This window comes from Candidatus Alcyoniella australis (assembly GCA_030765605.1).
GTDB lineage: Bacteria > Lernaellota > Lernaellaia > JAVCCG01 > Alcyoniellaceae > Alcyoniella > Alcyoniella australis.
This window is the reverse complement of the sequence record JAVCCG010000081.1, coordinates 1-3,451: the sequence shown is the minus strand read 5'-3', so window position 1 is coordinate 3,451 and position 3,451 is coordinate 1. Positions and strand designations below refer to the sequence as shown.

The following is a 3,451-nucleotide window of genomic DNA, read 5'->3' as shown; positions in this document are numbered from 1 at the left end:
GTGCAGGTTGTTGTAGCTGCCCTCCATGCGCAGGGTCATCTGCAGCCAATCGCCGTGCGCTGTATTGCAGGCGACCTGGGTCAGCACGCCGGCGTCCAGCGGCCAGATCAGCTCCAGCGCGTTGTAGCGCCGCATACCCAGATAGACCAACGCCGTTGCCAGCAACACGGCGATTACGATCGCCGTTGCGAGATGTCTGCGCGACGTGTTCATCAATGTGTAAATCTCTCATGGCTGAGCCTGGTAATCCAGCATCCTTTGATCGTTTGACAAGCGCGGGCTACCTGCTAACTTTGGGGCGATGTCACGCCCATACCTCGCCCTGTTGATCCTGGTCCTTACGCTGCTGCTGCCCGCGTCCGACGCAATGCTCGCCGCAGGGCCCTGTCCGCCGGAGATGGTCTACATCAGCGGCGGCACGGCCTGGATCGGCAGCGACGATCCGCAGCGGACCTGGGCGCGGCCGCGACGCCAGGTCCAGCTCGAGCCGTACTGCATCGACCGCTATGAATACCCCAACGTGCGCGGCCGACAGCCGATGATTTTGGTCAGCTGGACCCAGGCCGACGGCATCTGCCGCTCGCTGGGCAAGCGGCTGTGCCTCGAGGACGAATGGATGCGCGCCTGCAGCGGGCCCGAGGGGTGGCTCTACCCCTACGGCGACGAGCAGGAGCCGGGGCGCTGCGCCACGGAGCTCGAGTTCGGCACGCGCAACTTCCCGCCAGCGGGTTCGCACCCCGATTGCCGCACGGCCGAGGGGGTCTACGACATGGACGGCTCGGTCAGCGAGTGGGTGGCCGATCTCTACGAGGGCGTGCCGCACGACGCCTGGGAACGCCGCGTGGTACGCGGTTCCACGGGCTGGAGCTCCGACTGGTACGGCCAGGACTGCACCAGCCGCCACTTTCACGAGAAGTGGAACGACACCTTCGGCGACGATGGTTTCCGCTGCTGCCGCGACGTTGCCGCGGAGTCGGCACCCTGAGCAGCAATTGGCTGAATTGGGCGCTGAGCGCCACACGCGGGCTGCGCGATGGGATCGACTCGCGGCCGCAGTCGCCAAGCTACGGTTGCGCTGATCCCGAATTCTGGCGCGAGCGCCGCAGGGGGATGTGCAACGCGGCGACCCAGGGTGCGGCCCTGCCCCTGGCTCAGATGGCGCTCTACGACGGGCCGCAAGATTTTCAGGTCGACGAAGAGGAACGCCGCGAGCTGCTCGCGCTGAGCATGGCGGCCCTGCGTTACGGACTGGGCCTGGTGGCGCGCGACGGCTCGATCCCGAGCCGTTGCGCTGCGGAGCGTTCGCCGCTGACCACGGCGTTGGCCGCCGCGCCGCTGTTCGAGGCCGCCTGCCTGCTGCACGAGCATTTGGACGCCGAGCTGCAACGCGAAGTCGAGCGCGCGAGTATGCGTTGCAGCGGATTCATGGTGCGCTTCAACGAGCCGCGGATCTCGACCTTTAACGGGCTGCTCGCCGCGTGGGTCGTGGACCGCGCGGCCAAGGCCGGACGTCTGCCCAGCCTGCACCTCAAGGCGCGCGATATGCTCGAACGCTCATTGGAACCCTCCGGGTTCGGCGGTCGGCTGATGGTCGAGGGCAACGGCCGCGATCCCGCGATGGCCGCAGCCTGTTTGGGAATCCTGGCGCGCTTTGGCAACGGCGAGATCCCCCGGTCGTTGCGCCGACGCTGCCGTAGCCTGGCCCAGCAGCTCGCCGAGCTGACGATGCCCGGCGGGCCGTTGGCCGGCGGTTGCGGATCGGCCTTCGGCGGCCTGGCCCTGCCCTTCGGCGCGGCCTGCCTCGGCGTGGACCTCGCCCACCACGGCGGCCTGGACCAGGCGCAGCGCTGGCATCCGCTGAGCGCGGCCTGGATCTGCTCCGACCTGTGGCACGCCGCCGTGCGCGGCCTGGCCCAGGGCGAACCGTCCGCAGAGCACGGACACGTCCCGTTCATCCTGGCCCAACATCAAGCCCACGGCCTGCGCGGCCTGGCCGATCCCGAGCGCGGGCTGTGCTTCGGCCTGAGCTTCGGCGACGGCGCAAACATCGTGCTCGACGAGGGAGTGTTGGTCGAGGTCAAAGGGCTGGGCCTGTGCGCTACGGGCATGCCCGATGCCGGCCTGCGCTACCGGCTGGACCAGGGGCGCTGGCAGTGCAACGGCGCGAGCAAGCTCTTACGCGACCCGCGTTTCCAGCGGCCGCTACCCTATTGGTCAAGGCTGAACAGCGACCTGGCCTACCAGGTCTATCGACGACGTAGCGACCGTTTGCAACGCCCTCCGCTGGGACCGGTTGAGTTCCGCCGCGAGCTGCGTTTCAACGAACGAAGCGTGATCTGTGTGGACGAGCTGCGCTACCAGATCGACCTGCCGATCGTCTCGATTAAAATCGGCGGGCCGCTTCCATATGTCGAGCGGCTGTTCGGCCTGTCCCGGGCCGCGGCCCTGCCCGGATCAGTGGCCGTCCCGCCCGAAGACGTGGCGCGGCTGATGCGCGAGGGTAGGCTGCGAATTACCCGTGAGCTGGGCGAGCAGGGACTGACCAGCGTAACCTTCGATTGAGCACGAGATGAGCGTGGAATTGACGGACAGGCCGGGATTCAAACAACGCACGGCGCGGCTGCTGGTCACGCTGCTGTTGTTCATCGGGGCCATTATTCCGCTGCTGCTGTTGGCCAAAATCGTACAGCTCGGCCTGACCAACAGCCGCGGCATGTTGATAATGTGGTTCAATAGTGGCGTGGCAACGTTGCTGGTGTTGCCCGCGCCGCTGGCCGTGGTAATCGCCTTTTTAGTGTTGCGCGCGTTCCGCAAACCCGGACGCGCGCCCAAGCTCGAGCTTTGCGAGTCGGCGCTGATCTGCCTGGCGCTGGCGCTGTGCGGGAAGCACTTCCTCGAGTTCGCATCGTGGTGGCGGCTGGCGCTGTGGTGCGCATGCTGCGCCGCGCCGATCTACATCAACTCCCGTAGCGCGATGAACTACCTACCGCAGCGCGAACGGCCGCGGCTACGAGCCTGGGCGTTTGCGCTCACTCCGTTGTGGTCGCTGTTCTTTCCGCGACCGCTGTGGGGCTACATTGGTTCGCGTCAAGGCAAACAAGTCGGTAAAGCCGGGGAAGCGTTCGGCGCGCTATTGGCGCTGGCGCTGGTGCCCTGCGTGGCCCTGCCGATGTTCTTCCCTTTGTCACAGGGCCCGCGCCCCGGACCGGGAGTGACCCGACTGCTGCCCGGCAGCTTTTACATGATCGAACGCGATCCGCAACAGGGCACGCTGTTCGTCACCAGCCCCTCCGAGGCCCAGCTGGTGCGGATCGACCCTGACGTGCCCGAGCAACGCCAGGTGGCGCAGGTCCCGACCAACGAACTGCAAACCGTGACATTAAATCCCGACGCGCGCGAGCTGCTGTACTACTGCCGGATGCACGGCTGCGCTGATGAACGCCGACCGGGC

At 66.9% G+C, this 3,451-nt stretch carries 4 protein-coding genes; 3 read left to right on the top strand and 1 reads right to left on the bottom strand.

The genetic code is table 11. From position 1 onward, the window contains the following. Positions 1-213: hypothetical protein (locus P9M14_08780; GenBank protein MDP8255831.1), on the bottom strand; the 213-nt coding region annotated here is incomplete at its 3' end. A gap of 88 nt (positions 214-301) precedes the next feature. Here P9M14_08780 and P9M14_08775 point away from each other — a divergent pair. The 3 genes from P9M14_08775 to P9M14_08765 all read left to right on the top strand — a co-directional run. Continuing rightward, the gene (locus P9M14_08775; protein MDP8255830.1) at positions 302-985 is read left to right on the top strand and encodes an SUMF1/EgtB/PvdO family nonheme iron enzyme; all 684 of its coding nucleotides are present in this window, start codon (positions 302-304) and stop codon (positions 983-985) included. Next, the gene (locus tag P9M14_08770) at positions 916-2,562 is read left to right on the top strand and encodes a hypothetical protein (GenBank protein ID MDP8255829.1); all 1,647 of its coding nucleotides are present in this window, start codon (positions 916-918) and stop codon (positions 2,560-2,562) included. The genes P9M14_08775 and P9M14_08770 overlap by 70 nt, the downstream gene beginning before the upstream one ends. 7 nt (positions 2,563-2,569) lie before the next feature. Beyond that, positions 2,570-3,451 (top strand): hypothetical protein (locus P9M14_08765; protein ID MDP8255828.1); only part of this gene is annotated, 882 nt, incomplete at its 3' end.